Source organism: Devosia insulae DS-56, from assembly GCF_000970465.2.
GTDB lineage: Bacteria > Pseudomonadota > Alphaproteobacteria > Rhizobiales > Devosiaceae > Devosia_A > Devosia_A insulae.
Genome location: NZ_LAJE02000153.1, coordinates 1 through 24631 on the forward strand (window position 1 = coordinate 1; position 24631 = coordinate 24631).

Sequence of the window (24631 nt, forward strand, 5' to 3'; positions counted from 1 at the left end):
ATATTTCGCGGATGAACTGAACCACCTGCGGTGTCATCTCAGCGAAAGCTCATATGCGCTAAGTTGGGTCGTGCCCCACCCACCGGGTCATTCCCGCGAAAGCGGGAACCTCTGTTTTGGTGCCTGCTGCACGATCGCAAACGGAGGTCCCCGCTTTCGCGGGGATGACACCGAGTTTGGGGGACTTGCATAGCCTCGGTTCGCCTACGGGCGAAAAGCTGGGATGACAGTCGGTGGGTGGGTCGGGCCGAGCCCAATTGCCGTACCGGTGCGGTTCAATCGTGAAACGATGCAGGTGGCCGACATTTCCCGCCAGAATTTACCCTATCGCAGGTCTGCACTGGCGGCGCGAAGTCTTACCCACTAGCGATACTTCGCATGTAAGTCATAATTGCGCCTTGGGGGATAATGTGAAGCATTTGATACTGGCGGTTGCCTGCAGCCTGTCGCTGCTGGCGCCGGTTCCGGCCATGGCCGATTGGGCCGTCGCGCAGGCGGCGCCGGGCGGCAAGCCGTTTGTACAGCGCTTCCGCTCGATCTCGTGGGCGAGCGACATCACGCTCGAGGCCTGCCGCAAGCAGTACCAGAACTGCAAGGTGGTGGCCTCTGGCACCGGCGGGTGCCTCGCCATTGCGACCACCGGCAGCAAGTGGGGTGTCGGCAAGGCGGGCAGCAAGCCGCGCGCCCATGCCGCGGCGCTCAAGGCGTGCGACGCGCTGGGAGCCGGCCCCTGCCGTGTCGAAGACGATTTCTGCGGTCAATGAGGAACCCCGCTATGCGATTGATCGTTGCCGCCCTCATCGTTCTCGCCGGCGTCGGCGTGGCGCTCGCGGCGCCAAAACTCGCCAACCAGACCATCATGACCTACAGCCCCGGCCACGGCACGCAGGTCGAGTATTATGACAAGCAAGGCGGCACCTGGCTTTGGTATCCCGGCAACAAGGTCGTGCTGCCCGGCCGTTGGAAGACCGAGCGCGGCAGTATCTGCTTCGGCTACACACAGAACAGCTACAACCCGGTCACCGGCCATAGCGGCGCGGGCTGGGAATGCCAGCCGCTGAAGATCTTCGAGAGTGTCGTGGTGGAGCGCGCCGCAGGCGACGTGTTCGGGCTCGCGAAGCGCCAGAAGCCGCCATTCTCCCTACCGAAGCGCCGTACCAGCATCGAAGCGCTGAGCAAGCGGCTCAAGTAGCCCAAACACCGGAGCACACACCATGCGACGCAAATCACGCCTGTCCGTACTTGTCGCTGCCCTGGTCCTCGCGACCAGTGCAGGCATTGCTACCGAAGTTGCCGCCAAGGGCGGCGCGCAGCTGCTGCCCAAGAGCTCGCTCTACTACAAAGTGAGCACCGCATCGACCAAGGACGAAATCAAGGCGATCTGCGCCGAGATCGTGGCGCGCCAGGATGCCTCGGCCATCGGCCGGATGGATGCCTCGAGCCTCTACATGCACGGCATGATCATGGGCGTCAGCTGCCTCAAGGTCGATTACTTCAAGGCGTTGGTGCTGGCCCGCGAGTCTGGCGACGCCTTCACCCTCAAGGCGGCCCTGACCTATATCCGCGGCCGCGCCGACGGGGGCAACACCAAGGCCATTCGCGCGCTGGAAAAGTACGAGAAGGCCTACGACTGAGAGCAGCTCAGCCGGCCAACTCCCCGGTCACCTGCCGCACCCGCTGCTCGCGCGTCCCGCTCACCTCGACGACGCGCGGCCCATCGGCCAATAGCCCGAGATCGTCCTCGCGCAGCATGGTTTTGAGTCGCGCATCCACGCGCTTCCGCAGCTTGGGATATTCGATCGCCACCGCGATCTCGTCCGGGCTTTTCAGCGGCACGAAGGCGACGAGGTCGAGCGTCGCCAGCGCATCCTCGATGCGTTTCAAGAGCTTCCCGTCCGGGCTCCACTCAAAGCCTTCGGCGGCGCTCAGCACCTCGAGATAGCCGAGAAAATCGAGCGGGCAGCGGTCGAAGATCACGTTGGTCTCGCTGGTCGCGAGCAGCAGCGCGCAGCTCTGCTTCAACTGCTCCTCGAGATCGACGACCGATGGCCCATCGGCGAACACCACGCCCTGTTGTGCCAGCAGCCAGTAAGGCTCCGGCACCGCCTCGTAACCCGGTGTCGCTGCAACGAAATCTTCGACGAGCGTGGTCTTGCCACTGCCGTGCGTGCCGGTCACCGCGATGCGCATGGGCCTTCCCCTTTTAGCCTCCCTGCCATCAGTCGCGCCAGAAGTCTACGGTCCGGTGAGGGCCAGCAATGCATCGACCAGTGCCCGCTGGCCGAGGTGCAGTTTGGTCCGCGCCGCGTCGAGGCCGAACCACCCTGCCCGGTCGACTTCAGGAAAGCTCTGCCGCTGCCCGGAACGCGGCGGCCACTCCATCTCGAAACTGTTCGAGATGAGGGTGTCGGGGTCGAAATCTCCCTGCAGCGCAAACGCCACCAGCTGCTTGCTGCTCGAGAGCTTGAACTCGCCGAGCGGGGCCAAGTCGCCCTCCGGCACCGCCCCAACCTCCTCGGCAAACTCCCGCCGCGCCGCCGCCTCATGCTCCTCGCCGGTGTCGATCAGTCCCTTGGGAATCGACCAGGCCGCTTCGTCCTTGCGGGCCCAGAACGGCCCGCCAAGGTGGATCAGCAGCACCTCGCGCCCGCCCGGCCCAAGCCGATGCAGCAGGATTCCGGCGGAAATTTCGGGCAATCGCCCCTCCCGAGCTTCAGATGCGATCCAGGTCCTCGACGCCGGTCTTCACGTCCCACGGCAGCAGTTCGTACTGCGCCAGCTTGTGCCGGGTGAACGGATCGCCCTCCCGGACGCGATCAAGCGCGCCGTTAGGGTCGGCGTCCGGGACGCGCAACAGAAAGGCGCCGCCCACATGCGGCTGGAACGGACCAGATGCGATCAGCACGCCTTGCCTCTGCAGCTCGCGCAGATACTCGCGGTGGGCCTCCCGGTGGGTCTCGGCAATTTCCGCCAACGGCAATCGATAGCGAACGATGGCAAGGGCGTACATTCTATGCTCCTGCGAATTACGATGGGGGCCGGTAAGTGCGGCCGCGTCGCGCTTAGGTAAGCGTTTCCCCTCGGACATCCAAGTTGCGGCCGGCGTCGAAACCGGGTCGCCCGGCCGAGAACAGTTCCGTACCACCGGTACACTTGATCCCCCGCGCCGCTATCGGCATATCCGACCCAATGTTTTTTCGTCGCGTTTTCGAACCGGAAAGGTCTGCAACTTTTCCTGAAAGCGCTCCAGCGGGGGGCGACCGCTTGGAGTTGGACGATGTCCCTACCCCGCTCCACCATGGAGCTGACTGCTGAACTGGTTGCGCTGGTCGAGCGCACCGAGCCCGATCCGGGCCCGGTGCCCGGCATGCCCGACCCGACCGAAGCCGACCTCGAGGCCACGGCCGCGGCGCTGCTGGCCAACCGTCCGGATGGTCCGTTGTGGCTGTTCGCCTACGGCTCGCTGATCTGGAAGCCAGAGCTTACCCATCTCGAGGCCCGCCAGGCGGTGGCGCATGGCTGGCATCGCCGCTTCTGCATGCGGCTGACCCGTTGGCGCGGCACCCGCGAGGTGCCGGGGCTGATGATGGCGCTCGATCGCGGCGGCTCGTGCGCCGGGCTCGCCTACCGGCTGCCCGATGCCGATCCGCATGGCCAGTTGGTGCGCCTGCTCGCCCGCGAGACCGACAGCCGGCGCCCGACCAACGTGCCGCGCTGGATGCGGCTCGCGACGCCGAACGGGCCACTCCAGGCGCTGGCCTTTGTTGCTTCGCCTGAGGGCGCCAACTATGCCGGCCGGCTGCCACAGAGCGTGGTGGCGCGCACCCTGGCCCGTGCCGCCGGGCACTGGGGCTCCGGGGCGCAGTATCTCTACAACACGGTGACGCAGCTCGAGGCGCACGGCATCCGTGACCGGAACCTGTGGGCGCTGCAGGCGCGGGTTGCGAGGGAGATCCGGGCGCTTGCGGCGTGAGGTCCGGCCTCCCACCCCTTGAGGGGAGGGATTGAGGGGGTGGTGCGGTTCAAGAGCCGATGGACCCCCACCCCCAGCCCCTCCCCTCAAGGGGGAGGGGAGCTAGTCCCGAAACTGCAACGGCACATACCCGCCGCCGATGGTCATTTCGACATCGACCTGGTCATCGGCGGTGACGCCCAGCTTGTTGCGCACCACTTGCTTCAGCGGCAGCAGGTAGGTGTCGTCCTTCGGAAACAGCGAGGTGGTGAAGGTGATGCCGTTGATGGTTGCTTCCACCGGGATGACGCCCCAGCCATAGCTCGCGGCCTTCTTCACCTTGCCGATCTCGGCGCCGATGTCGGCGGGGATGCGGGCATAAAAGAACGGCGCCGGCCCGCGCCAGTAGATCACCGTTGCCCTGAACTGCAGTTCCATCCCGGCCTCCCTCGCCTCGCAAGTAGAGCGGACGGTCCAAGCGGTCGCAAGCCCGCGCGTCTTGTTCTCGTCACGGCCGGGCACTAGCCTCAGCGAAGGCAGCACGGGAGGAAACCATGCCGACGCGCCTCAACCCCTACATCAACTTCAACGGCAACGCCCGAGAAGCGATTACGTTCTACGAGACGGTGTTCGGCGGCGAGCTGACCATCATGACCTATGCCGATGGCGGCATGCCGCACGATCCGGCCGACAAGGACAAGATCATGCACGGCCAGCTGATTTCGCCCAGCGGCTACTGGCTGATGGCGTCGGACTCGCCGCCCGGCATGCCGTTCACGCCGGGCAACACCATGACGGTGTCGCTCAGCGGCGACAATGAAGCGGAGCTGCGCGGTTACTGGGATAAGCTGGTGGTTGGCGGCAACGTGATGCAGCCGCTCGAGAAAGCCCCGTGGGGCGACAGTTTTGGCATGCTGAGCGACAAGTTCGGTACGCCCTGGATGGTCAACATTACCGGCCCGGGCAACGCCTGAGGGGCCGGGCAGCGGGGCGGTGTGAGCCGCCCCGCACACGCATTACTCCGCGGCTGCCGCCAGCACGATTTCCTCGTTGCCGTCGACAAAATCCTCGAACAGCACGGTGGTGCGGTCTTCGGTGCCGATCACCACGGCCATCTGGCCGGGGCCGGTGAGGCGGCGGATCGGCTTGCCGGGCTGATCGACATTGAAGCTCACCGAGTAGTGGCCGCCGGCCAGCGTGGTGAAAGGGATGCCGCGATAGGTGGCGGTCGAGGTGACGTGCACGTGGCCGGCGATCACCTGGCGGATGCCGTTGTGGGTCGCCAGCGCTTCGAGGAACGGGCCATCCTCGAGGATGCGGATGGTATCGGATTCGATATGCAGCGCGTTGGCGTTGTGGTGGAGGATGACGATCACCGGCTTGTCGGCGGCTTCCGCCAGCCGAGCCTTCAGCCAGTCGATCTGCTGCGCCTCGAGCACGCCATCGACGCGGCCCGGTTCGGAAGAATCGAGCAGGACGATGCGGTAGCCCTTGATATCGAGCACCTTGTCGACATGGCCGGTCTCGCCGGCAAACTCGTCACCGAATACGGCGAGGAAGGTCGGGCGGTCGTCGTGGTTGCCGAGCGTGATGTGCACCGGAATGGTCAGCTTGGCGAGGATCGCCTGCAGCCGGCGATAGGCGGCAGCCTGCCCGAGATCGGCGAGGTCGCCGGCAAGGATGCAGAAATCGGCATCGGCATAGCGGGCATTGATGGTTTCGACCGCGACCTCCAGCCGCGCGGCGGTATCGAGCGTCATCGACAGCTCGCCCTCCGCCACCAGATGCAGGTCGCTCATCACGATGAATTTCAGTGTCACGGCAGTGGCCCCATGGTTGATGGCGGGCCTCCTAACCGCACCGGATGACCGGCGCGTGACAGACGCCGTCGACGTTGATCCCTCCCCATTGCCGTGACATCTAGGAGGTCACGGTACGCTCAAGGCCACACCCATGAAGAAGATCGGTTTCCTCTCGTTCGGGCACTGGACGCCCTCGTCGCAATCGCAGACCCGGTCGGCAGGCGATGCACTGCTGCAATCGATCGACCTGGCCGTGGCGGCCGAGGAACTGGGCGCGGATGGCGCCTATTTCCGCGTCCACCACTTCGCGCGCCAGCTCGCCTCGCCGTTCCCGCTGCTCGCCGCCGCCGGCGCGAGGACCAGCCGGATCGAGCTCGGCACCGCCGTCATCGATATGCGCTACGAGAACCCGCTCTATATGGCGGAAGACGCCGGCGCCGCCGACCTGATCGCCGGAGGCCGCCTGCAGCTCGGCATCAGCCGCGGCTCGCCCGAACAGGTGATCGATGGCTACCGGCATTTCGGCTACGTGCCGGCCGAGGGGCAGACCGATGCCGACATGGCGCGCGGCCATGCCGAGGTGTTCCTCGACCTGCTCGGTGGCGAAGGCTTCGCCCAGCCCAACCCGCGCCCGATGTTCCCCAACCCACCGGGGCTGCTGCGGCTCGAGCCGCATTCGCCGGGCCTCAGGGAGCGGATCTGGTGGGGCGCCGCGACGACGCCGACGGCGCAGTGGACCGGCAAGACGGGGATGAACCTTCAGAGTTCGACCCTGGTGATGGCGGAATCCGACAAGCCGTTCCACATCCAGCAGGCCGAGCAGATTGCGGCGTTCCGCGCTGCCTGGGCCGAAGCCGGTCACACCCGGACGCCTCGCGTTTCGGTCAGCCGCAGCATCTTCCCGCTAATCACCGATATGGACCGCGCCTATTTCGGCGGCGACGCCCGCAGCCAGGATCACTTCGGCTATATCGAACCCGGAAAGCAGGCCGTGTTCGGCCGCAGCTACGCGGCGGAGCCGGACCAGCTGGTCAAGGAGCTGGCCGAGGACGAGGCGATCAAGGCCGCCGATACGCTGCTGCTGACGGTGCCCAACCAGCTCGGCGTCGCCTACAACGCCCATGTCATCGAAGCGGTGCTGAAGCACGTTGCGCCGGCGCTCGGCTGGCGCTGACCGAACCAGAGGCGCGGAGGGCCCGATGTGTAACGATTACGAGCAGCACGTCACCCACCAGCAATATCTCGAGGCGATCAAGGCGCTCGAGCTCGACAGCAGCGAGGCTCCGGCCGAGCTGCCGCAGGCCGACGATATCCGCATCGGCGATATCGGGCCGGTGCTGCGGGCCGCCGGCAACGGCGTCGAGGTCGTGTCGATGCGGTTCGGCTGGCCGCCGCCGCGGCCCAAAGCGCCACCGGTGTTCAACTTCAAATCCGACGGGCGGCACTTCGACAAATCGAAGCGCTGCCTCGTCATCCTCTCGGGGTTTTTCGAGTTCACCGGCACCAAATCGCCCAAGACCAAGCACCGCTTCAGCGTGAGGGGCTCGCCGATCATGGCGATTGCGGGCCTCTGGAGTGAGGACGCCGATGGCGCGCTCAGCTTCACCATGCTCACCACCGAGCCGGGCCCGGATATCGCGCCCTATCACGACCGGCAGGTCTGCGTGGTCTTGCCCGAGGATTGGGCGCATTGGCTGTTTCTCACCAAGCCCGAGGAGGAGTTGCTGAAGCCCCTCCCCGCGGGAACGCTGGATGTGGTGACGGTGCGGCCGTAGGGCGGCGTCAAGCGCTATGCTGCCCCTCACCCCAACCCTCTCCCCGGAGGGGAGAGGGGGCGATGTGGCACTGCCCGTGCAAAGTGCGTCCCCTCTCCCCTCCGGGGAGAGGGTCAGGGTGAGGGGCAGTGCACCGGCGCTTCTGCCCTCTTACGGCTCCAGCCTTCCCTGCTCCGGCTGTACCTCAGCCGAAACGCTCTGCTCGTTGCGGGTCTTCCACAGCGAGTAGAGCACGCCGCCGGCCAGTACGCCGAGGGTGACGGCGAGCGACAGGAAGGTGTCGATCTTCACGTCGAACGGCACCAGCGCCACCTTGATACCGATCAGCACCAGGACGATGGCCAGCGAGACCTGCAGGTAGCGGAAGCGGTTCATTGCTGCTGCGAGCGCGAAGTAGAGGGCGCGGAGGCCGAGGATGGCGAAGATGTTGGAGGTGTAGACGATGAAGGTATCCTGCGTGACGGCGAACACTGCCGGCACGGAGTCGACGGCAAAGATCAGATCGACGGTCTCGACCATGATCAGCGCCACGCCGAGCGGGGTGAGGAAGGTCACGAGCTTGCCGGTCTTGCTGTCCGGCAGTTTGGTCAGGAAGTTCTTGCCGTCGAGGTTCTGCGAAATGCGGAAATGCTTGCGCAGGAATTTGAGGATCGGGTTGGCCTCGATGTCCGGTTCCTTGTCCTGATGCGAGAACAGCCGCACGCCGGTAAAGATCAGGAAGGCGCCGAACAGCACCAGCACCCAGCTGAACGAGTGCACCAGAGCCGCGCCGAGGCCGATCAGCAGCGCGCGAAACACGATGACGCCCAGAATGCCCCAGAACAGCACGCGGTGCTGGTAGAGGCGGGGGATGGCGAGGAAGCCGAAGATGGTCGCGATGACGAACATATTGTCCATCGCGAGGCTCTGCTCGATCAGGTAACCGGTGTAGAACTCGAGGCCGGCTTCAGCGCCGCGGCTGAACCACACCCAGACGCCGAACAGCACCGCGACGAAGACGTAGCCCGCATAGAGCGTCAGGCTCTCACGGGCGGAAATCTCGTGGGCGTTGCGGTTGAGAATGCCCAGGTCGAAGACCAACAGGCCAATGACGATGGCGAGGAACGCCACCCAGAAATAGACGGGAGTACCAAGGAAATCGCCCATAAGGGCGCTGAGCAGCATATCCATGCCGGACCTCTCCATGTGAAGTTTGGAGCAGTTCCGACATCACGGAGCGTAGAAGTGCTGCCGTCAGAGGGGCCCGGTACCGCCCGCAAAACGTAGCGAGCGGTTGGCCGAGTTCAACCCCCTCCCCCAGCGGCAAAATGCGGCAGTGAGACTTCTGGCTGGCTGCTGGCGCCGGTGGGGGTCAGCCCGCACCGGCGGCAGTTACAGAAACCGCTTGGCCGAAAACGCCGTGGGGTCGACGAACGGCGCTGCGCCGGTGATCATCTCGGCGATCAGCCGGCCGGTGACCGGGCCGAGCGTGATGCCGTGGTGGGCGTGACCGAAGGCGAACCACAGACCCTGGTGGCCGGGCGCCGGCCCGATGATCGGCATCATGTCGGGCGTTGCCGGACGCGCGCCGCGCCAGGGCTGGGCTTCGAGGCGCGGCCCCAGGCCGGGGAACAGCTCGCGGGCAAAGGGCTCGTCGCGATCAACCTGTACCGGCGTGGAGGGGGCATCGCGCAGCGCGAACTCGGCACCGCTGGTGAGACGGATGCCACGCGCCATCGGGGTCAGGAGGTACCCATAGCTGGTATCGAGGATCCAGTTGCTCAGCGGCTGCGCCGCGGGCTGGCCGAAATGCATGTGGTAGCCGCGCTTCACCCCCAGCGGCAGGCGATAACCGAGCCGGCTGGTGAGATCGGCGGCCCAGGGCCCGAGTGCGATCACCACGTCGCGCGCTTCGAGCACGCCATCGGCCACCGGCAGGCGCCAGCCGCTGCTGCCTTGCTGCAGGTTCAGCGCATCGCCGGTGACGACGACGCCGCCAAGCTGCTCGAACAGCTCGCGATACTTCACCACCAATCCGCCGGGGTCGCGGATGCTCCACGGGTCGGTCCAGTGCAGCGCCCCCTCGAGCGGAATGCCGAGGCCGGGTTCGACCTGGTGCATCTGAGCGCTCGAAAGCTCGGCGCTGCCGATGCCGAAATCGCGGCGCAGCCCCTCGGCCTTGAGGTAGCCTTCGTCCTGCTTGGCCTTGTCGCGATAGAGCAGATACCAGCCCTTCTTTTCGATCAGGTGGCCCGCCCCTGCCCGCTCGATCAGCGGCGCGTGCTCATTGATCGACTGGGCGATCAGCGGCGCATAGGTCTCGACGATGCGGCGGTACTGCTCGGGCCGCGAGTTCCACCAGTAGCGCGCGAGGAACGGCGCAATGCGCGGCAACGCGCTGAGGTGGTAGTGCATGTCGGTGCGGTTGTTCAGCCCGTAGCGGAACAGCTCGTCCAGGCCCTGCGGAAAGGCGTGCGGCATCACCGCTTCGCGCTGGATCAGGCCGGCATTGCCGTAGGAGGTCTCCTCGCCGGCGCCGCGCCGGTCGACCAGCACGGTCGCCCTGCCCCGCATCTGCAGGTGCACCGCGATGCTGACGCCCACCATACCCGCGCCAAGAACGATGCTGTCGGCCTGCATGACTCACCCGAGGAAAACTGTCGGGTCCGCTTTTAGCGATGTTCGGCGGCGCCGTAACTGCGTCAGATGGGCAGCACGCGGGAGTATTTCACCTGGCCCAGCGAGAAGCTCGATTCGATCGAGCTGACGCCTGCGACCTGGGTCAGCTTCTGGCGCAGGAACGCCTCGTAGGCCGCAAGGTCGGCGCAGACGACACGCAGCAGGAAATCGAACTGGCCGGTCATCAGGTAGCACTCCATCACCTCGGGCCAGCCGGCAATGGCGGCGCCGAAGCGATCGAGCTCTTCGGCACGCTGCCGCTCCAGCTTGATCGAGATGAACACCGAAACCGGCAGGCCGACGGCCTTCTGGTCGACGACGGCGCTGTAGGCGGCGATGATCCCCGCCTCCTCCATCTGGCGGATGCGGCGGAGGCACGGTGAGGCCGAGAGCCCGACCCGATCGGCGATCGCCTGGATGGTCATGCGGCCATCCTCCTGCAGCGCCCTGAGGATGCGGCGGTCGATGCCGGTCAGCTCGGTTTTGGCAGAATTCACCGATCTTGGCGGCATATCGTGGCAAATCCTGCGCAACGGGATGACAGAGCAGTTACAATAGGCAGGAAACACCCCACCGGCTAGTGCACCGTTAATGTCAGACATTTGGGAGGGAACATGTCGACGGAGCGTATCGCCCTGATTGAGGCGCTGGCTGGCAAGGCGCTGTGGTTATCCAACTGGATGATCCATCACGCCAACCATCTCCGCCCCAACCCGGACGGGGTTAAGGTCGGTGGCCACCAGGCCTCCTCCGCCTCGATGACGGCGATCCTGTCGGCGCTCTACTTCGGCATCCTCAAACCCGAGGATCGCGTGGCGGTGAAGCCGCACGCGGCGCCGGTGTTCCACGCCATCCAATACCTGTTCGGCAAGCAGAGCCTCGACAAGCTCAAGGCCTTTCGCGGCTACGGCGGGGCGCAATCCTACCCATCGCGCACCAAGGATACCGACGACGTCGATATCTCTACCGGCTCGGTCGGGCTCGGCGTCGCCTTCACCGCCTTCGCCTCGATGATCCAGGACTACGTGCGGGCCAAGCCATGGGCGAAACAGCGCGCCGAGGGCCGGATGATTGCCTTGGTCGGCGATGCCGAGCTCGACGAGGGCAATGTCTACGAATGCCTGCTCGAGGGCTGGAAGCATAGCCTCCGCAACACCTGGTGGATCATCGATTACAACCGCCAGAGCCTCGACGGCGTAGTGCGCGAGGGGCTCTACGACCGGATCGAGGCGATCTTCCGCGCCTTCGAGTGGAACGTCGTGACGCTCAAATATGGCGCGAAGCAGCGCCGCGCCTTCGCCGACCCCGGCGGCGAGCGGCTCCGCGACTGGATCGACGCCTGCCCCAATGGGCTCTATTCAGCTCTGATGTTCCGCGGCGGCGCCGCCTGGCGAGAGCGGCTCACTGACGAGATCGGCGATCAGGGTCCGGTCACCGCCCTGCTCGAACGCCGCACCGATGCCGAGCTCGCCGAGCTGATGGCCAATCTCGGTGGCCACTGTATCGAGAGCCTGCTCGAGCAGTTCGAGGGCCAGACCACCGACAAGCCGACAGTGTTCATCGCCTATACCGTGAAAGGCTGGGGCACGCCGCTCGCTGGGCACAAGGACAACCACGCCGGGCAGATGACCGGTGCGCAGATTGACAGCCTCAAGGCTTCGATGCGGGTGCGTGACGGCCACGAGTGGGAACGCTTCGAGGGGTTGAAGCCATCCGAGCGCGAGCTGCAGGCCTTTCTCGATAAGGTCCCCTTCAACACCACCAAGTCTCGACGGCTTTCCTCCCCAGCCGTCCCGGCGCTGGGACCGCAGTTCGTCGGTCCCAGCGCCACGTCGACCCAGACGGCGTTCGGCAAGGTCCTCGACGCCATCGCCAAGACCGACAGCGAACTGGCGCGCCGCATCGTCACCACCTCGCCCGACGTCACCGTCTCGACTAATCTCGGCACCTGGGTGAACCGGCGGCACCTGTTCGCCAACCGCGAGATGGCCGACATCTTCCAGAAGGAGCGCATCCCGAGCGCGCAGAAGTGGCAGTTCACGCCCGACGGCCAGCATATCGAGCTGGGCATCGCCGAAATGAACCTGTTCCTGCTGCTCGGCGCTGCGGGCCTCAGCCACTCGCTGTTCGGCGAGCGGCTGCTGCCGATCGGCACGCTCTACGACCCGTTCATCGCGCGCGGCCTCGATGCGCTGAACTACGCCTGCTACCAGGACGCGCGGTTCCTGCTGGTGGCGACGCCCTCCGGCGTATCGCTGGCCGGCGAAGGCGGCGCGCACCAGTCGGTCGGCACGCCCCTGATCGGCATGGCGCAGGATGGGCTCGCGTCATTCGAGCCGGCCTTCGCCGACGAGCTCTCGGTGATCATCGACTGGGGCTTTGACTATATGCAGCGCGACGGCAGCGACCGGGCCGATCTCGCCGACTGGCCGCGCGACGTCTCGGGTGGCTCGGTCTACTTGCGCCTCTCCACCCGCGCCATCGAACAGCCGCCGCGCGAGGTGACGCCCGGGCTCGCCAGCGACATCATTCGCGGCGCCTACTGGCTGGTGCCGCCGACCCCCAACTGCGAGGCGGTCATCGCCTACCAGGGCGTGCTGGCCAGCGAAGCGATCACCGCGGCCGGCATGATCGGCGGCGAGCGCCGCAACGTCGCGGTGCTGGCCGTCACCTCGGCTGATCGGCTAAATGCCGGCTGGCATGGCGCGCAGCGGGCGCGCCTGCATGGCGACCGCGACGCCACCTGCCATATCGAGACGTTGCTGGCCGATGCGCCGGACACCGCGGCTCTGGTCACCGCCATCGACGGGCACCCGGCGACGCTGGGTTGGCTGGGCAGCGTGCGGGGCCATCGGGCCATCACGCTGGGGGTCGAGCACTTCGGCCAGACCGGCACGGTGACCGATCTCTACCGGCATTTCGGCATCGACGCGGCGGCCATCGCCAACGCGGCGCAGAGCCTGTTCGGGGGGCGCCGATGAGCGTGTTCGTCCCGCTGAACGGCGTCGCGGCAAAACTATGCCAACCTTGTCATGTGCGGGCCACAAACGGCTTGCCAAGCCAACATGGAGTTGTCAGACATATGTCATAAGGCCGATTGCGAGGGGAATTGCAGTCAGCCAGTGAACCGGTTCCGGGCGGGGCGTCTATGCCCGGAAACCGCTCATGCGAGGCCCGTTCGGATTGCGGTTCGCCGAGGTTCGGCCGGGGCACAGGGGACGTCAAGCAGTAGCTCTGCAACAAGGAGGGAGCTCTATGAACGCGTTGCTGAAATTTGTCGGCGCGGTCGCGCTGGCGGCGGGATTGACCGCCGTGCCAGCGTTGGCGCAGACAAAACTCACCGTACCGGGTGGATCCACCACCGGCACGTATATGGACTACATGAAGACGGTCTACGCGCGCGCTTCCGGCGCAGAGCTCCTGCAGGAGCCGCTGACCAGCTTCGACAACGAGTACCAGCTGACCCCGCTGGCCGCGACCAGTTGGGATCAGTCGGCCGATGGCCTGACCTGGACCTTCCACCTGCGTGACGGCATGACGTGGAGTGATGGGGCGCCGGTCACCGCGAACGACTACATCTTCGCCCTGCAGCGCGCCGCCACCACCGGCTACGATTTCGCCTGGTACTGGAGCTTCGCCTCAGGGATCAAGAACTGGGACGACGTCTCGGCCGGCAAGGCTGACGTGTCGACCCTCGGCCTCAAGGCCGTCGACGACAAGACCATCGAAGTGACGACCGCAGCACCCAAGCCGTACCTGCCGGGCGTGGTTTCGCTGTGGTACCCGGTGCCCAAGCACCAGTTCGACAAGTTCGGCGATGACTGGGCGAGCAGTGTCGCCAACGTTCTCTCCTCCGGGCCGTTCGTGCTCAAGTCCTGGGAGAAGTCGAACAACTCGGTCGTCCTGACCAAGAACCCGAACTACAATGGTCCGTGGGTTGCGCAGGTCGACGAGCTGACCGTCGATCCGTCGGTAGGCCTGCCGGAAGTCGGCATGCCGGCCTTCCTCGCCGGCGACCTCGCCTACACCACGCTCAATGCCGGCCAGATCCCGGTGGTGAAGCAGCGGTTCCCGGACTCGATCCGTACCGAGGCGGTGTTCGCCACGTCCTACCTCGCCTTCGATCTCGAAAAGGCGCCGTTCGACAATGCCGACGTCCGCAAGGCGCTCTACTACGCCGTCAACCGCGACGAGCTGACCGCCACCGTGCTCAAGGACATCGCCATCCCGGCGCACTCGATCCTGGCGCCCGGCTACCCTGGCTACAGCGACAAGATCGCGGCGCAGGCCGTGTTCGACCCGGCCAAGGCCAAGGAACTGCTGGCCAAGGCCGGCTACCCGAATGGCGAAGGCTTCCCGACCATCGAAGTCTGGTTCCGCGAGGAAGGCGGCTATAACGGCGCCATCCTGCCCCCCATGGCGCAGTACCTGCAGGCCCAGTTCAAGGACATTCTCGGAATCACCATGAATATCAAGGTGATGCCGGGTAAGGACTGGATGGAGGGCATGCTCGCCCGCAAGAACAACATCTACCTGGCGCCGTATGAGTACGACTATCTCGACCCGTCGAACTTCTACGGCCTGTTCTACAATGGTGGCCGTCACACCTACCACGTGCCGGAATACGACAAGCTCGTCGCCGAGGCCGACAAGAACCCGGTCTGGGAAGAGCGCGTGAAGCTCTACGAGCAGGCTGAACAGGTGATGATCGACCAGGGCCTCATCGTGCCGCTGGTGCACCCGGTCATCACGGCCGCCGTCAGCGAGGACATCACCGGGCCGGGCGTCACGCCCAACTCGCGTGGCTTCACCCCGCTCGGGCGTATCGGTAACTTCCTCTACTCGCACATCTCGGTGAAGTAGCAGAACTGGCGTTCCCCGGCCTCCGCCGGGGAACGTCCGGGGCCCCGTACCCGCGACGCGAGAGGACCTGTGACATCCCACAAAGGGAGCGCAGGGAGGACGTCGCAGCAAGCCAGTCCGAGGGCCGCCGCAAACGGGCGTGCACGCCTTGGCTCAGCGGATCCTGTGCACGAATATTTGAGGAGAGTGGATTGAACCTACTGCTGAAATTGGCAGGATCAATAGCGCTGGCGGCAAGTATGGCCGTGCCGGCGCTGGCCCAGACCGTGACTGTCCCCGGACAGTCCACGACGGCCACCTATATGGATTACATGAAGACCGTCTATGCCCGTGCCGCCGGCTCGGACATGATCCAGATCGGCCTGACCGCTTTCGACAAGGACTTCAACCTCACCCCGATCGCGGCGGAGAGCTGGTCGCAGTCGGCCGATGGCCTGACCTGGACGTTCAAGATCCGGCCCGAGCTCAACTGGAGCGACGGCGAACCGCTGACCGCTGAGGATTTCGTCTTCGCGCTGCAGCATGCGGCCACCACCGGCTATGATTTCGCCTGGTACTGGAGCTTTGCCGGCGGCATCAAGAACTGGGACGACGTAACGGCCGGCAAGGCCGACGTTTCGACCCTCGGCCTCAAGGCCGTCGACGACAAGACGCTCGAAGTCACCACCACAGCGCCAAAGCCCTACCTGCCGAGCGTCGTGTCGCTGTGGTACCCGGTACCCAAGCACCAGTTCGACAAGTTCGGCGAAGAGTGGTCGACCAATGTCGAGACCATCGTCTCGTCGGGTCCCTGGGTGGTCAAGGAGTGGGTGAAGTCCAACAACACCGTCACTCTCGCCAAGAACCCGGACTACAAGGGTCCGTGGACGCCCGAGATCGATGAAGTGGTGCTCGACTCCTCGCTCGGCCTGCCGGAAGTGGGCGTGCCCGCCTTCCTCGCCGGCGACGTCGACATGACCTCGCTGAATACCGGACAGGTGGCGATGATGCGGCAGCGCTATGCCGACCAGATCCACACCAACCCGGTGTTCTCGACCAACTATATCTCGTTCGATCTCGACAAGGCGCCGTTCGACAATGTCGATGTCCGCAAGGCGCTCTACTACGCCATCAACCGCGACGAGCTGACCTCGACCGTCCTTAAGGACATCGCCATCCCGGCCCACTCGATCTTGCCTCCGGGCTTCCCCGGCTACAGCGAGAATGTCGCCAAGCAAGCAGTGTTCAACCCCGAGAAGGCCAAGGAACTGCTGGCCAAGGCCGGCTACCCAGATGGCAAGGGCTTCCCGGACATCGAGATCTGGTTCCGCGAGGAAGGCGGCTATAACGGCGCCATCCTGCCGCCGATGGCGCAGTACCTGCAGTCGCAGTTCAAGCAGATCCTCGGGATCACCATGAACATCAAGGTGATGCCGGGCAAGGACTGGATGGAAGGCATGCTGGCGCGCAAGAACAACATCTACCTCGCGCCCTACGAGTACGACTATCTCGACCCGTCGAACTTCTATGGCCTTTTCTACAATGGCGGCCGGCACAGCTACCACATCGCGGCCTATGACGACCTGGTCAAACAGGCCGACTCCGCCCCGACCTGGGACGAGCGCGTGAAGCTCTACGAACAGGCCGAGCAGGTGATGATCGACCAGGGGCTGATCGTGCCGCTCACCCATCCGATCACCATGAACGTCGTGTCCGAAAAGCTCGGCGGCGATGCCATGACGCCCAACAAGCAGGGCTTCTACCCCAACTGGTCGGGTTACGTGTACACCCACCTGACCAAGAACTAGTCGCGAAAACCAGTGCTCCCGGCCGGTGGCCGGGGGCGCCAAGTTCGGAACAGCGCATGACTCTCGTAAATATCAAAGGCCTGAAGGTCAGCTTCCGTCAGCATGGCGGCCAGATCGACGCGGTACGCGGCGTCGACATCCAGCTCGCCGAGGGCGAAAGCCTGGGCATTGTGGGGGAGTCCGGCTCGGGTAAGTCCGTTTCGTGCCTGGCGCTGATGCGGCTGTTGCCCAACTCCGCGACGATCACCGCCGACCGGCTCGAGCTCGATGGTGTCGATGTGCTCAAGGCCAAGCCGCGGCAGATGGCGGCGCTGCGCGGCAAGGTTGCCGCGCTGATCTTCCAGGACCCGGCGACGACGTTCGACCCGGTGTTCACCATCGGCCATCAGATGGTCGAAACCATCCGCACGCACCGCGATGTCTCCAAGGAGACCGCACTGGGCGAGGCCGAGCAGTTGCTGCTCAAGGTCGAGATCAAGAACGCCAAGGATGTGCTGAGCTACTATCCGCACCAGCTTTCCGGCGGCATGCTGCAGCGCGCGATGATCGCCATGGCGCTCAGCTGTCGGCCCAAGGTGCTGATCGCGGACGAGCCGACCACGGCGCTCGACGTCACCATCCAGGCGCAGATCCTGCAGCTCATCAAGGACCTGCAGGCCGAGATGGGCATGGCGCTGATCATGATCACCCACGATCTCGGCGTCGTCGCCGAAACCGTCGATCGGGTCGTCGTGATGTATGGCGGCCGGGTGATGGAAGAAGGCACCGTCGACCAGATCTTCGACACGCCCAAGCACAGCTACACCCAGTCGCTGCTGGCGAGCCTCAGGGCCGGCGAGTCCCGGCGGGCCGAGCCCGGCACCGGCGAGCCGATCGCCCCTGCCCTCGAGCTGCGCAACCTCTCCAAGGTCTATGCGCTGCGCCGTCGCGGCCGGATCTTTTCCACCTATGTCGACTTCCCGGCGGTGCGCGGGGTCAACCTGGTGCTGCCGCGCAACAAGATCGTCGGGCTCGTCGGCGAGTCCGGTTCGGGCAAATCGACCACCGGCATGATGGCGATGCGCCTGCTCGAGCCGACGGCCGGACAGATCCTCGTTGACGGCACCGACATCTCCAAGCTCGACACCGGCGCCCTCAAGGTGTTTCGCCGGCGCATGCAGGTGGTGTTTCAGGACAGCTACTCGGCGCTCGATCCGATGATGACGCTGGCCCAGATCATCGCCGAGCCGCTCAACATCCACGGGGTGAAGACCCCGCGCGAGCAAACCGAGGAAGCGCTGAGCTGGCTGGAGCGCGTCGGCATGGACCGCAGCTTCGGCAACCGTTATCCGCACGAGCTGTCGGGTGGTCAGCGCCAGCGCGTCGCTATCGCCCGGGCACTGATCCTCGGGCCCTCGGTGCTGGTCGCCGACGAGCCGACCTCGGCGCTCGACGTTACCGTCAAGGCACAGATCATCGGGCTGCTCAAAAACCTGCAGAAGCAGATGGGGCTCTCGATGCTGTTCATCAGCCACGACCTCAGCGTGGTGCGCTCGCTGACCGACAGCGTGGTGGTGATGTACAAGGGCCGGGTGGTCGAACAGGCGCCGACGGCCAACATCTTCGCCAACCCCAGGCATCCCTATACGCGCTCGCTGCTCGATGCGATCCCGGTCACCAACCCCAGGGATCGGCGTGAGCGCTCGTTCATCACCGCCGAAGACATCACCGCCGGCACACCACGCCTGACGCGCTCAAGCCTCGCGGCTGAAGCGGCGGCCGGCGACATTCCACAGCTCGTCAGCGTGGCCCCCGGCCACCTCGTCGAAGCCATCGTCACCAACTGAAGGAGGTAAGGGCATGATTGTCTATCTCATCAAACGCCTGCTCTCGGTCGCGGTGACCTTCTTCATCGTTTCGCTGGTCATCTTCCTGATGATGCACGCGGTGCCGGGCGGTCCGTTCACTGAAAAGGACATGCCGCTCTCCGAGGCGGTCAAGGCCCAGCTCAATGCGAGGCTCGGCCTCGATCAGCCGCTCTGGGTGCAGTACACCAACTACATGGTCGGGGTGCTGCAGGGGAACTGGGGCGTGCCCTACCAATCCCCGGGCGAGACAGTGATCAGCCTGCTGCAGCAGGCCTGGATACCGAGCCTGATCCTCGGCGGTTCCGGCGTCATCATCGGCGCGGCGCTCGGTATCCTGATCGGCATGGCGGCGGCGCTGCGCCGCAACAGCTGGATCGACTACCTCGCCTCGACGCTCTCGGTGCTTGGCCTCACCATCCCGGTGTTCGTCATTTCGATGCTGCTGATCCTGATCTTTGCGGTCTGGCTCAACTGGCTGCCAGCCAGCGGCTGGGGCAAGCCGGAACGGTGGATCCTGCCGATTGCCGCCTACGCGGCGATCCCGCTCGCCACCTATGCCCGCTACACCCGCTCGGCGATGCTCGACACGCTCAACCGGCCGTTCGTCACGGCGTTGCGGGCGAAGGGGTTGAGCGAGAGGCGGATCATCTTCCAGCACGTGCTGCGCAACTCAGCCATCCCGATGGTCACGGTGTTCCTGCCGATGTTCATGGGCACGGCCACCGGCTCGATCTTCGTCGAGGCGATGTTCCGCATCCCCGGGCTCGGCAGCTATTTCGTCTCCTCGATCGAGAACCGCGACTATCCGCTGGAGATGGCGCTGGTGCTGATGTTCACCATCGGAATCTGTTTCGCCTACCTGATCTCCGATATCGCCTACGCGTGGCTCAATCCGCGCATCCGTCTCGGAGATGACGCGAAATGACCACCGACATTGAAACCGGCGCGCTCGCGGTACCGCCCGCGCACACCCAGCACAGCCCGGCCTACTTCGCCTGGCGGCGCTTCTCGGCCAATAAAGCGGCGGTGACCGGCGGCGTCGTCCTCGCGATCATCATGCTCGCCGCGATCTTTGCGCCGCTGTTCACCAAGAGCGCTCCGGATGCGCAGCTCTACCTGACCCAGTCACTGGCTTTTCCATCGGCCGAGTTCTGGTTCGGCGTCGACGACCTCGGGCGCGACTTCTTCACCCGCATCGTCTATGGCGCCCGGGTATCGCTGCTGATCGGCTTTGCCGCCGCCACCTGCAGCCTGTTGATCGGCATCCCGATCGGCGCCATTGCCGGCTATTTCGGCGGCCGGGTCGACTGGTTCATCATGCGCATCATCGAGATCTTCTCGGTGGTGCCGCCGCTCTTGGCAGCGATGCTGCTGGGGGCGCTGGCCGGCGGTGGCTTTTTCACCATCATCGTCGTCGCCTCGCTGTTCGGCTGGTTCGGCGTCTGCCTCCTGGTCCGCGCCCAGGTGAAGTCGTTCCGCGAGAAGGAGTTCGTGCGGGCGGCGCAGGCGCTGGGCGCCTCGCCCTGGTACATCCTCCGCCGTCACGTCATCCCCAACTCGCTGTCGCCGATCATCGTCGGGTTCGTGCTGTCGGTGCCGGGCGCCATGATGCTCGAAGCGAGCCTCAGCTTCCTCGGCATCGGCGTCGCGCCGCCGACCCCGAGCTGGGGCCAAATGATCAATGTCGGCATCAACTTCATGTTCTTTTACTGGCACATGGCCGTGTTCCCCACGGCAGCTCTCGCCATCACCGTGCTCGCCACGACGCTGTTCGGCGACGGCCTGCGCGATGCACTCGATCCCACACTGAAAGGCCGCTGACTTGTCCTCCAATCTCGCGCGACACTTCCTCCTCCGGGACGATGTCGTTTTCCTGAACCATGGCTCGTTCGGCGCCTGCCCGCGTCCGGTGTTCGAGACCTACCAGGCCTGGCAGCTCGAGCTGGAACGTCAGCCGGTGGCTTTCCTCGGCCGCGACCTCAGCGAGCGCACCAAGGTGCCGCGCGTGGCGCTCTCGGCGTTCCTCGGCACGACCTCGGAGAACCTCGTCGGCCTGGTGAATGCCACCGAGGGGCTCAACATCGTTGCCCAGTCGCTCGACCTCAAGGAGGGCGACGAGATCCTGACGACCGACCACGAATATTCGGCGCTGGAAAAGACCTGGGCCTATGTGGCGCGCCGCACCGGCGCCAGGATCGTTACGGTCAAGGTGCCGATGCCGCTGGTGTCCGAGGCGGCGTTCACCAACACGCTGGTCGAGGCGATGAACGAGCGCACCAAGGTGCTGTTCCTCAGCCACATCACCTCGCCGACGGCGCTGCGCTTCCCGATCGAGCGGCCGATCACCGAAGCGCGCAAGCGCGGCATCTGGACCGTCATCGACGGCGCCCACACGCCGGGCCATATCCCGCTGAACCTCGATGCCATGGGCGTCGATTTCTACTCGGGCAACTGCCACAAGTGGCTGATGACGCCCAAGGGCTCGGCGTTCCTCTATGTCCGCCCGGAGCTGCAGGGGCTGATCAATCCGCTGGTGATCAGCCACGGTTGGACCGCTGACTCAAAACTCCCCGACGCCAAGGGCGCTTTCGGCAACAGCCCGTTCATCGACGAGCTGGAGATGCAGGGCACCCGCGATCCGGCGGCTTGGCTGAGTGTGCCCGCCGCGATCAAGTTCCGTGAGGATCACGACTGGACCCGCGTCGCCGCCGATTGCCGCGAGCTGGCGCAGGAAACGGCGCGGCGCCTGCAGGCGCTGACGGGTCTGGAACCGCTCAGCAGCCCGGAGTTCTCCGCGCCGCAGATGGTGGCGATGCCGGTTCCCGAGTTCGAACCGGCGGAGTTCTCCAAAGAACTGATGGCGCGATACGCGATCGAGATCCCGGTGTTCAAGTGGCAGGACCACCACATCGTCCGGGTTTCGGTGCAGGGCTACAATTCGAAGGCGCAGATGGACATTCTCATCGGCGCGTTGACGGACATGTTGGATTTGCAGGGCAAGAAGGAGCTGGCACGTCAGCATGGCTGACAAAACCACCGAATTGTGATGGTGGTGCCGGCACGGCCATCTGGGCCGGGAGGAACAGGCGTGGCGCAGGACGGAGTACTGAGCTACCTCGAACCGCTGGAGACGCGAACGCGCGGCGTTGCCGTGCTGGATGCGCTCGCCGAAATGATCGAACGGGCCGGGCTGAGCGTCGGCGACCGGCTGCCGCCGGAAGTCTCGCTGGCGACCACGCTCGGCGTCGGCCGCTCCACCATCCGCGAGGCGCTGAACCGCTGGGAAGGCCTCGGCATTATCCGCCGCCGCCGCGGCGACGGCACCTATCTCGCCGCCAAGGTGCGCACGTCGCGTGGGCTCGCGCCGACCATGATCCGCTTCGAGGGCGAGGCCCTGCTCCGCCTGGTCGAAGTCCGCCGGGCGCTGGAGAACGAGGTGGTGCGCAAGGCCACGGTCAATGCCACCAAGGCGCAGCGGGCGGAAATCTCGCGGCTCTGCGATGTGCTGCTGGCCGATGTGGCGGCGCGCCGCAACTGGCACAAGGCTGACGCGGCCTTCCATGGGGCCATCTACGAGGCGTCAGGGAACCCGATGTTCGGCGAGATCCTGCACAAGCTCGACGAGGCGCTGGAGCGCTCCAACGAATCGCCGTTCGGCCGTGACGATTTCGGCCTCGACTCGTTCCCGCCGCATCGCGACCTCGCCGATGCGATCGTTGCTGCCGACCCGGCTCAGGCCGTCGCGGCGATCAACGACGTGCTCGACAAGGTGCGCGACGAGATCGAGATGATCATCACCACCGGAGCGTTTTCAGGAAAAGTTGCAGACTTTTCCGGTTCGAAAGCGCGACAAATCAATGGCTTGAAGCACATTACCGTTTCAACGAAACGGTAATGTGCTTCAGTCTTCTGCCGGCGGTCGAGGTGGCTCAACCTGGGCGGGTCGGGCGGCGCGGGTAAGTTACCCGCGGCGGCAGTTGGTGGTGCACCACCGCCACGCCAACGAGGCAGGCAGCGCCAGCGACGACCACGAGGAACAGCGTATCCATCGGCATATGGGTCGAGAGCGCTACCAACGGCACCGCCCCCGCCGGCGGATGCGTCACGCGCAGCAGCAGCATCGCCGCAATCACCAGGCCCACGGCGATGGTGGCGACCCACCAGGCTGACGGCGCCAGCGCGAAAATTGCTACGCTGATCGCGGCCGCCACCAGGTAGCCGCCGAAGATATTGGCCGGCTGCGCCAGCGGGCTCTCGGCCTGACCGAACAGCAGCACGGCCGTCGCCCCGAACGGCGCCAGCAGCATCGGTAGCCCGGTCCAGGCAGCCAGCCCGCCGACCAGGGTCATCGCTACCACAGCGCCAATGCCGGATTTCAGGTGCGCCAAAGTCTGGCCGCGCGGCTCGTGCCGGTGGATGAAATCGAGAAGGCGGCTCACGTGGAAGTACCCGGGCAGGAAAACAGTGCACGTTTGAAGCGCAGTTTGCTGCCCATTTCAAGGGCATACCGCCCAAACTTCAGGCGGATCGACGAATGTCTAGCATAGATGCGCTGATGGCACGCCGACGCCTGTCACAGGCGTTTGGCACGCTGCACCGCTGCGTCGAAGGCCTGGAGGAAGTTGGCGCGATCCTTGGCGGTGAAGCCGGCGTTGTAGCCCTTGCTCTCGCCGGTTTCGCGTAAGTGCTGGTTCAGTTCGCGCATTGCCAGCGCCATGCCGATCGACTGCTCGGTGAAGGGTTTGCCGGTCGGCCCGAGTACGACAGCGCCCTTCTTCAGGGCCCGGCTGGCCAGCGGAATGTCGGAGGTCACCACCAGATCGTTGGCACCAACCTGCTCGACGATCCAATCGTCGGCCGCGTCGGCGCCCTGCGGCACCATGATGTTGCGCACCATCGGATCGCGCGACGGCCGCAGCCCGAAATTGGCAACGAAGGTGGTGACCAGGCCGTGCCGCTCGGCGACCCGCAGCACCTCGTCCTTCACCGGACAGGCATCGGCATCCACAAAGATCTGCGCCACGGCCAAACTTGCTTACTCCGCTGCAATCGCGCCGCAATGACGGCGCACCCATGCCATGACAATAGCAACGACACCGGATTCGCCGATGCGCCTTTTGCCGCTCTCTTTCCTCCTCATCCTCCCCCTGTTGGCTGCCTGCAACAACGACAGCACGCCCAAGGCGCCGTCGGCTGAAGCGCCTGCCGCTGCCGCCACGCCCGCCAAGGCACCGGCCACTGGCAAGACGCCTGCCGCCCCGGCCGCAACGGCGAAACTGCCGCCCGGTGCCCGCCCGCTGATCGGCAGCTGGGCGGCGCTCGATTGCACCGACAAGACCGGCCTGACCGTGGTGTCGGCGAGCAAGTACTCCGCCGCCGGCAAGAGCTGCGATATCGCGCTCAACGACAACAAGGACGGCACGTTCAGCGCCACCTGCAACAAGCAGGAGCTGAAGCTGACGCCGATCTTCGGTCCATCAGGCGAAGGCATCCGGATCGCCGTGGGCGACGCGAAGTCGAGCACGGTGTTCCGCTGCTCGAAATAGCCTACATGCCCTGAACGAAGCCGAGGATGTTGCCCTCGCTGTCCTTGGCCCAGGCGTTCTTCACCGGGCCAAAGCTGGCGACGCCATTCTCGGTCTTCAGGTCCGGCAGGTCGTAATCGAGAAACGCGACGCCCTTGCCGCGCATGTCCCGCATGTCGGCGTCGAGGTCGGTGGTGTCGAACGACAGGATGGTGTGTTCGGCCGTGCCGGCGAAATCCGACTTGTAGAGGAAGGCCTGGACGCCGTTGAGTTCGTAGTTGGCGCCGTAGTCGTCCTGCTTGGCGGGGGCAATCCCCAGCTTGTCTCGGTACCAGGCCACTGCCCGTTCGACATTGTGGGCAGGGATCATCGCGGTGGCTCTGCTTTGCGCGTTCATTACGTCCTCCCTCGTTGTCTCAGTA

27 protein-coding genes are annotated in these 24631 nt (G+C 65.3%); 16 read left to right on the top strand and 11 right to left on the bottom strand.

The window, feature by feature from the left end; genetic code table 11:
* The first annotated feature begins 410 nt into the window (after window positions 1–410).
* From VW23_RS08925 to VW23_RS08935, 3 genes are read left to right on the top strand one after another with little or no spacing between them, the layout of a single operon-like run.
* Window positions 411–764, top strand: coding sequence for a DUF4189 domain-containing protein (locus VW23_RS08925; protein ID WP_069909226.1), 354 nt, complete (start codon window positions 411–413; stop codon window positions 762–764).
* Window positions 765–775: 11 nt separating this feature from the next.
* Window positions 776–1192, top strand: coding sequence for a hypothetical protein (locus tag VW23_RS08930; protein WP_069909227.1), 417 nt, complete (start codon window positions 776–778; stop codon window positions 1190–1192).
* Between the two features lie 22 nt (window positions 1193–1214).
* Window positions 1215–1634, top strand: coding sequence for a hypothetical protein (locus VW23_RS08935; protein WP_069909228.1), 420 nt, complete (start codon window positions 1215–1217; stop codon window positions 1632–1634).
* A gap of 7 nt (window positions 1635–1641) precedes the next feature.
* Here VW23_RS08935 and VW23_RS08940 read toward each other — a convergent pair whose 3' ends face one another.
* From VW23_RS08940 to VW23_RS08950, 3 genes are read right to left on the bottom strand one after another with little or no spacing between them, the layout of a single operon-like run.
* Window positions 1642–2190 (bottom strand): AAA family ATPase, encoded by a 549-nt coding sequence (locus tag VW23_RS08940; RefSeq protein WP_069909229.1) that lies wholly within the window; start codon window positions 2188–2190, stop codon window positions 1642–1644.
* 45 nt (window positions 2191–2235) lie between these two features.
* The gene (locus VW23_RS08945) at window positions 2236–2697 is read right to left on the bottom strand and encodes an NUDIX hydrolase (RefSeq protein ID WP_069909230.1); all 462 of its coding nucleotides are present in this window, start codon (window positions 2695–2697) and stop codon (window positions 2236–2238) included.
* A gap of 16 nt (window positions 2698–2713) precedes the next feature.
* The gene (locus VW23_RS08950; RefSeq protein ID WP_069909231.1) at window positions 2714–3010 is read right to left on the bottom strand and encodes a YciI family protein; all 297 of its coding nucleotides are present in this window, start codon (window positions 3008–3010) and stop codon (window positions 2714–2716) included.
* 267 nt (window positions 3011–3277) lie between these two features.
* Between VW23_RS08950 and VW23_RS08955 the strand changes: the two genes are divergently transcribed.
* The gene (locus tag VW23_RS08955) at window positions 3278–3973 is read left to right on the top strand and encodes a gamma-glutamylcyclotransferase (protein WP_069909232.1); all 696 of its coding nucleotides are present in this window, start codon (window positions 3278–3280) and stop codon (window positions 3971–3973) included.
* 102 nt (window positions 3974–4075) lie between these two features.
* Here the strand turns inward: VW23_RS08955 and VW23_RS08960 are convergent, their stop codons facing one another.
* Window positions 4076–4390 carry a DUF1905 domain-containing protein gene (locus VW23_RS08960; protein WP_069909233.1) on the bottom strand — a complete coding sequence of 105 codons (315 nt, stop codon included), beginning with the start codon at window positions 4388–4390 and terminating at the stop codon, window positions 4076–4078.
* 116 nt (window positions 4391–4506) lie between these two features.
* Between VW23_RS08960 and VW23_RS08965 the strand changes: the two genes are divergently transcribed.
* Window positions 4507–4926 carry a VOC family protein gene (locus tag VW23_RS08965; protein ID WP_069909234.1) on the top strand — a complete coding sequence of 140 codons (420 nt, stop codon included), beginning with the start codon at window positions 4507–4509 and terminating at the stop codon, window positions 4924–4926.
* A 42-nt stretch (window positions 4927–4968) separates the two neighbouring features.
* On the opposite strand, the gene VW23_RS08970 is transcribed toward VW23_RS08965, so the two are convergent.
* On the bottom strand, window positions 4969–5772 hold the full coding sequence (locus VW23_RS08970) for a phosphodiesterase (protein ID WP_069909235.1): 804 nt from the start codon (window positions 5770–5772) through the stop codon (window positions 4969–4971).
* A 133-nt stretch (window positions 5773–5905) separates the two neighbouring features.
* Here VW23_RS08970 and VW23_RS08975 point away from each other — a divergent pair, with 133 nt between their 5' ends.
* Together VW23_RS08975 and VW23_RS08980 are read left to right on the top strand one after the other, a co-directional pair.
* Window positions 5906–6928: an LLM class flavin-dependent oxidoreductase gene (locus tag VW23_RS08975; protein ID WP_069909236.1), complete on the top strand. Its 1023-nt coding sequence runs from the start codon at window positions 5906–5908 to the stop codon at window positions 6926–6928.
* A 25-nt stretch (window positions 6929–6953) separates the two neighbouring features.
* Window positions 6954–7529, top strand: coding sequence for an SOS response-associated peptidase (locus VW23_RS08980; protein ID WP_069909237.1), 576 nt, complete (start codon window positions 6954–6956; stop codon window positions 7527–7529).
* 150 nt (window positions 7530–7679) lie between these two features.
* Here the strand turns inward: VW23_RS08980 and VW23_RS08985 are convergent, their stop codons facing one another.
* From VW23_RS08985 to VW23_RS08995, 3 genes are all read right to left on the bottom strand, one after another.
* The gene (locus VW23_RS08985) at window positions 7680–8699 is read right to left on the bottom strand and encodes a TerC family protein (protein WP_069909238.1); all 1020 of its coding nucleotides are present in this window, start codon (window positions 8697–8699) and stop codon (window positions 7680–7682) included.
* A 201-nt stretch (window positions 8700–8900) separates the two neighbouring features.
* Entirely contained in the window at window positions 8901–10148 is a 1248-nt protein-coding gene (locus VW23_RS08990; RefSeq protein ID WP_069909239.1) for an NAD(P)/FAD-dependent oxidoreductase, read from the bottom strand.
* Window positions 10149–10210: 62 nt separating this feature from the next.
* On the bottom strand, window positions 10211–10699 hold the full coding sequence (locus VW23_RS08995) for an Lrp/AsnC family transcriptional regulator (RefSeq protein WP_069909240.1): 489 nt from the start codon (window positions 10697–10699) through the stop codon (window positions 10211–10213).
* Between the two features lie 102 nt (window positions 10700–10801).
* Between VW23_RS08995 and VW23_RS09000 the strand changes: the two genes are divergently transcribed.
* From VW23_RS09000 to VW23_RS09035, 8 genes are all read left to right on the top strand, one after another.
* Window positions 10802–13168, top strand: a complete 2367-nt coding sequence (locus VW23_RS09000) for a transketolase (RefSeq protein ID WP_069909241.1) — start codon at window positions 10802–10804, stop codon at window positions 13166–13168.
* Window positions 13169–13442: 274 nt separating this feature from the next.
* The gene (locus tag VW23_RS09005) at window positions 13443–15050 is read left to right on the top strand and encodes a peptide ABC transporter substrate-binding protein (protein ID WP_069909242.1); all 1608 of its coding nucleotides are present in this window, start codon (window positions 13443–13445) and stop codon (window positions 15048–15050) included.
* 191 nt (window positions 15051–15241) lie between these two features.
* Window positions 15242–16837, top strand: coding sequence for a peptide ABC transporter substrate-binding protein (locus VW23_RS09010; protein WP_141728279.1), 1596 nt, complete (start codon window positions 15242–15244; stop codon window positions 16835–16837).
* A gap of 56 nt (window positions 16838–16893) precedes the next feature.
* Window positions 16894–18663: an ABC transporter ATP-binding protein gene (locus tag VW23_RS09015; protein WP_069909244.1), complete on the top strand. Its 1770-nt coding sequence runs from the start codon at window positions 16894–16896 to the stop codon at window positions 18661–18663.
* A gap of 13 nt (window positions 18664–18676) precedes the next feature.
* Window positions 18677–19609: an ABC transporter permease gene (locus tag VW23_RS09020; protein ID WP_069909245.1), complete on the top strand. Its 933-nt coding sequence runs from the start codon at window positions 18677–18679 to the stop codon at window positions 19607–19609.
* A complete protein-coding gene (locus tag VW23_RS09025; RefSeq protein WP_084645806.1) occupies window positions 19606–20505 on the top strand; it encodes an ABC transporter permease in 900 nt (299 codons plus the stop codon). Before VW23_RS09020 ends, VW23_RS09025 begins: the two co-directional genes overlap by 4 nt.
* Before the next feature lies 1 nt (window position 20506).
* The gene (locus VW23_RS09030; RefSeq protein ID WP_069909246.1) at window positions 20507–21712 is read left to right on the top strand and encodes an aminotransferase class V-fold PLP-dependent enzyme; all 1206 of its coding nucleotides are present in this window, start codon (window positions 20507–20509) and stop codon (window positions 21710–21712) included.
* A 60-nt stretch (window positions 21713–21772) separates the two neighbouring features.
* A complete protein-coding gene (locus tag VW23_RS09035) occupies window positions 21773–22579 on the top strand; it encodes a FadR/GntR family transcriptional regulator (protein ID WP_069909247.1) in 807 nt (268 codons plus the stop codon).
* A 34-nt stretch (window positions 22580–22613) separates the two neighbouring features.
* Here the strand turns inward: VW23_RS09035 and VW23_RS09040 are convergent, their stop codons facing one another.
* On the bottom strand, window positions 22614–23123 hold the full coding sequence (locus VW23_RS09040) for an HPP family protein (RefSeq protein ID WP_069909248.1): 510 nt from the start codon (window positions 23121–23123) through the stop codon (window positions 22614–22616).
* A gap of 134 nt (window positions 23124–23257) precedes the next feature.
* A complete protein-coding gene (locus VW23_RS09045) occupies window positions 23258–23713 on the bottom strand; it encodes a YaiI/YqxD family protein (protein WP_069909249.1) in 456 nt (151 codons plus the stop codon).
* A gap of 79 nt (window positions 23714–23792) precedes the next feature.
* Here VW23_RS09045 and VW23_RS09050 point away from each other — a divergent pair, with 79 nt between their 5' ends.
* A complete protein-coding gene (locus tag VW23_RS09050) occupies window positions 23793–24230 on the top strand; it encodes a hypothetical protein (protein ID WP_069909250.1) in 438 nt (145 codons plus the stop codon).
* 1 nt (window position 24231) lies between these two features.
* On the opposite strand, the gene VW23_RS09055 is transcribed toward VW23_RS09050, so the two are convergent.
* The coding region (locus tag VW23_RS09055; RefSeq protein WP_210184493.1) for a VOC family protein at window positions 24232–24631 on the bottom strand (400 nt) is incomplete at its 5' end.

Bases quoted from the DNA above. Each gene is read 5' to 3' on its own strand.
- VW23_RS08995 (WP_069909240.1), bottom strand. From the start codon at position 10,699: ATGCCGCCAAGATCGGTGAATTCTGCCAAAACCGAGCTGACCGGCATC.
- VW23_RS08935 (WP_069909228.1), top strand. From the start codon at position 1,215: ATGCGACGCAAATCACGCCTGTCCGTACTTGTCGCTGCCCTGGTCCTC.
- VW23_RS08940 (WP_069909229.1), bottom strand. From the start codon at position 2,190: ATGCGCATCGCGGTGACCGGCACGCACGGCAGTGGCAAGACCACGCTC.
- VW23_RS08985 (WP_069909238.1), bottom strand. From the start codon at position 8,699: ATGGATATGCTGCTCAGCGCCCTTATGGGCGATTTCCTTGGTACTCCC.
- VW23_RS09025 (WP_084645806.1), top strand. From the start codon at position 19,606: ATGACCACCGACATTGAAACCGGCGCGCTCGCGGTACCGCCCGCGCAC.
- VW23_RS09020 (WP_069909245.1), top strand. From the start codon at position 18,677: ATGATTGTCTATCTCATCAAACGCCTGCTCTCGGTCGCGGTGACCTTC.
- VW23_RS09015 (WP_069909244.1), top strand. From the start codon at position 16,894: ATGACTCTCGTAAATATCAAAGGCCTGAAGGTCAGCTTCCGTCAGCAT.
- VW23_RS08965 (WP_069909234.1), top strand. From the start codon at position 4,507: ATGCCGACGCGCCTCAACCCCTACATCAACTTCAACGGCAACGCCCGA.
- VW23_RS09050 (WP_069909250.1), top strand. From the start codon at position 23,793: ATGCGCCTTTTGCCGCTCTCTTTCCTCCTCATCCTCCCCCTGTTGGCT.
- VW23_RS08930 (WP_069909227.1), top strand. From the start codon at position 776: ATGCGATTGATCGTTGCCGCCCTCATCGTTCTCGCCGGCGTCGGCGTG.
- VW23_RS09000 (WP_069909241.1), top strand. From the start codon at position 10,802: ATGTCGACGGAGCGTATCGCCCTGATTGAGGCGCTGGCTGGCAAGGCG.
- VW23_RS08955 (WP_069909232.1), top strand. From the start codon at position 3,278: ATGTCCCTACCCCGCTCCACCATGGAGCTGACTGCTGAACTGGTTGCG.
- VW23_RS08950 (WP_069909231.1), bottom strand. From the start codon at position 3,010: ATGTACGCCCTTGCCATCGTTCGCTATCGATTGCCGTTGGCGGAAATT.
- VW23_RS09005 (WP_069909242.1), top strand. From the start codon at position 13,443: ATGAACGCGTTGCTGAAATTTGTCGGCGCGGTCGCGCTGGCGGCGGGA.
- VW23_RS08960 (WP_069909233.1), bottom strand. From the start codon at position 4,390: ATGGAACTGCAGTTCAGGGCAACGGTGATCTACTGGCGCGGGCCGGCG.
- VW23_RS08990 (WP_069909239.1), bottom strand. From the start codon at position 10,148: ATGCAGGCCGACAGCATCGTTCTTGGCGCGGGTATGGTGGGCGTCAGC.
- VW23_RS08975 (WP_069909236.1), top strand. From the start codon at position 5,906: ATGAAGAAGATCGGTTTCCTCTCGTTCGGGCACTGGACGCCCTCGTCG.
- VW23_RS08980 (WP_069909237.1), top strand. From the start codon at position 6,954: ATGTGTAACGATTACGAGCAGCACGTCACCCACCAGCAATATCTCGAG.